At 64.3% G+C, this 3,026-nt stretch carries 4 protein-coding genes; all 4 read right to left on the bottom strand.

Features of this window, described 5'->3' with window-relative positions; translation table 11 throughout:
- On the bottom strand, window positions 1-872 hold an 872-nt coding region (locus VFA16_RS00485; RefSeq protein WP_324965933.1), incomplete at its 3' end, for an ATP-binding protein.
- Window positions 873-1,383: 511 nt separating this feature from the next.
- A complete protein-coding gene (locus tag VFA16_RS00480) occupies window positions 1,384-1,680 on the bottom strand; it encodes a hypothetical protein (RefSeq protein ID WP_324965932.1) in 297 nt (98 codons plus the stop codon).
- Window positions 1,681-1,783: 103 nt separating this feature from the next.
- On the bottom strand, window positions 1,784-2,776 hold the full coding sequence (locus VFA16_RS00475) for an IS481 family transposase (RefSeq protein WP_324965931.1): 993 nt from the start codon (window positions 2,774-2,776) through the stop codon (window positions 1,784-1,786).
- Window positions 2,777-2,834: 58 nt separating this feature from the next.
- Window positions 2,835-3,026, bottom strand: a 192-nt coding sequence (locus VFA16_RS00470) for a hypothetical protein (protein ID WP_324965930.1), incomplete at its 5' end; no start/stop codon positions are given.

The following is a 3,026-nucleotide window of genomic DNA, read 5'->3' as shown; positions in this document are numbered from 1 at the left end:
CGCACCACGGAGATGTCCGCTTCGGATTGCAGCAGCCCGGTCAGCAGGTTGCGATCGTGGGTCGCCAGGATGATCTGGATACGGTTCTCGGTGGCCAGTTCGCCGAGTACCTGCCCGAGCGCGGCGGCCTGCGGGGGATGCAGGAACGCCTCGGGCTCGTCGATGATGAAGATCGGGCGCGCCGCGGTGACCACCGGCACCAGGAGTCCGAGCAGGCTCTTCATCCCGTCGCCCTGCTCGAAGAGGTTGGGCAGCTCCGCAAGCGCCTGCTGGTATTCTCGAGTGAGCGCGTCGATCGGTGGGGCCTCGACGGCTGGCTTACCTACGCGAAGGCGCAGGTGGTTGCTGAGTAGGTCGAGCGTCAGCGTCTGCCGGAAAAGCCTCTCGGACAACGCCTTGATCTTCGAGAGTGCTTCCGGGTCGTCCTCGAGGTAATGGACCGGCTGCACGGCCGGATCGGTGAAGCTGTTGCGCCGCGGCTGCGGCGCGGTCAGCCCGAGGCGAGTCTCCGCGGTCAGGTGGTAGGCGAAGTACTGATGGAAGCTGGCTAGGCGGTCACGGTGCGTTTGGAGCATGGCCCAGAGGTCGTGCAGTGTCTTGGGATCTTCGGCCTGATTCTGGAACTGACCCATGAACCCGATCTGCGTTCCCTGACGCGAGTGCGGTACGCGTGTCACGTGCTGAGCGAGCCAGTCGATCATGTCCAAAGCCGAACCGCTGCGCCTGAGTTCCAGTGCCTTGAGTAGGAGGAATTGATGGGGCTCGACGTATAGCTCGCGAACGAGCGCCATGTAGATCTCCCGCAACAAGGTGGACTTGCCGGAATTGTTCGCGCCGACGACTGCTGTGACGCCCGGTGCGGGCAGGCGCACCGTCGAGCCGTCGGCGAACGCAAGCATGTCGACCCCGACCGCGAACGCCCGGGCGTCACCACCCTGCAGTTCGGGCGGGAGGGGTGGAGTCCATGACGATGTCATCGGTCGTTCACTCCAATCAGTCGTATCACGCGGATCAGCACCTCGATGGCGGCCCGTCTCTTCGTGAGGGTTAAGAAGGACAGCGGGTGATGGCGTGGCGGTGTGTCGCTGCGGTTACTCCGCGAAGCCACGTTCTGGCCAGCCACAAGCCCAAACAGCGTTGCTGCGCGGCACCCGGCCACACGGATTCATAGCTCTGGTGTCGCACTTCATAGTCACCGTGCTTCCTGCTTCCCCCGACACGCTCCGCTGCGCTCGGGCGACCTCTGAGAGCTCGGCTCGGGGTTCGACTGCATCGCGGTCCTGTGACTGGCCATCGCTCACCCGCCCCTCATGGCCTGTTCAGTGAGGGGCGACGCATAAAATCACCTCTTGATATAGTGAGGCTCGCGGGTTCGAGACCCATTCAGTCGCTGGTCTGCATCTGCATTAGGATCCGCTCCAGGGACCCTTCCGCGCCGAAGTCGCGGAAAATCAAGCGCAGGAGCCCTTCGGTAACCTCGGTCGGGTGCTCGACGATCTGCCGGGTGGCTGCGCGGTAAGTCGAGCGCAGCCGCTCGCTGTCCGACACGGTGTTGGTAAAGCTGCTCTTGCGGCCCTTCATATTCGCCAGCTCAATTCCGAGCAGCCAGCTGCCGGTGTAATCGTGATCGGCGGCGATACGCCCGACAAGGCGAACCATGTCCAGAGTGCGCCACCACACGTGGATGTCGTACAGCAGCGGACCGTTGTACGTCTTGTATCCGCCGACGCCGGCCAGCGACGGGTGCGTGCCGTCGGCTAGGTGTGCGTCTGCCGGAGTTTGGTTACACCTGGGTCTGGGTTTTTTGCTTGAGGCGTTCGTAGGGGGTTTGGCCGCCGAGGGCTCCGTGGGGCCGATGGTAGTTGTAGTAGTCCTCCCATTCGCGCAGTTTGTCGTTGAAGACGTTGGCGTCGTCGATGAGGACGCCGCCGAGCATCCGGTAGAACTCCTCGGCGTCGATGCGGTGGGAGCGTTCCACCTTGCCGTTGAGGCGTGGTGTGCGGGGTTTGATGTAGGTATGGGCGAGGCCTTTGTCCAGCACGTGCCAGTGGAAGGCGGATTGGAACTCGGCGCCGTTGTCGGTCTGGATCACCTCGACGCGGAACGGTAGCCGTTGCAGGACGTAGTCGAGGAACTGGATGGCGGTCTTCTGATCGCACCGCGGGTAGATGCGCAGCACCCGTAGCCGGGTGCAGTCATCGATGGCGGTGAACTGGTAGTACTTGGCGCGGCGGCGCACTTTCACGGCTTGGCCGGTGATCGGTGAGGCGGCCTGCGGCCCGGGTTGTTCGGGCACGCCTATCGGTTCGATGAACTTCACGTCGACCTGGACGCGGTTGCCGGGCAGCTGCTTCTCGTAGCGGGTGTAGCGCTTTTCGCGGCGCTGGTAGCGCTGGGAGGCCGGCAGTCGGTTCATGCCCAGCTTCTTGAGGATGCGGTAGACGGCCGAGTGGGCGATGTCGATGTCGTGGTACCGCTTCAGGTACATCTTGATCTTCAGCGGGCCGAAGTGGTAGTTCTGCCGCAGGTAGACGATCTTGTTGACGACGTCGGCCGAGGTCGCGTTCGGGCAGTGGTGCGGCTGGCTGGAGCGGTCGCGCAGGCCGTCGACGCCTTCCTCCTCGTAGCGGCGCTTCCACTTGTAGAAGCAGTTGCGGCTGATTCCGTAGTACCGGCAGGTGCGGGCGACGTTGCCGGTGACTTCCTCGGCGTGGCGCAGGACCGCCAGGCGTCGCTGGGCCTGGCGGTCCTGCTGCTGTTGCAGCGATGGGGGCATGTGGAATCTCCGTAGTGTCCGGAGACCCCAGTGTCAACAACGTCCGGCAGTTTTAGAGCTAGACCGCTTCGCGCGGGTCTCGCTGCAAGCCCCGTTCCCCTTCGCGGAGGCGGCGCGCACCGGCGAACCGGTATGGCTCGCCAGCCGCGCGCAGTGGATCGAACGCTACCCCGACTCCGTCAGCACGCTGCGTGCCGACACCGAGGCGACGGTATCGCTCCCACTGACCGTTGCCGGCCGGGTGCTCGGC

Source organism: Mycobacterium sp. (assembly GCF_035653355.1).
In the GTDB taxonomy this organism is placed as follows: Bacteria; Actinomycetota; Actinomycetes; order Mycobacteriales; family Mycobacteriaceae; genus Mycobacterium.
The sequence above is the reverse complement of the archived record's forward strand: the minus strand, read 5'-3'. Positions and strand labels throughout refer to the sequence as shown.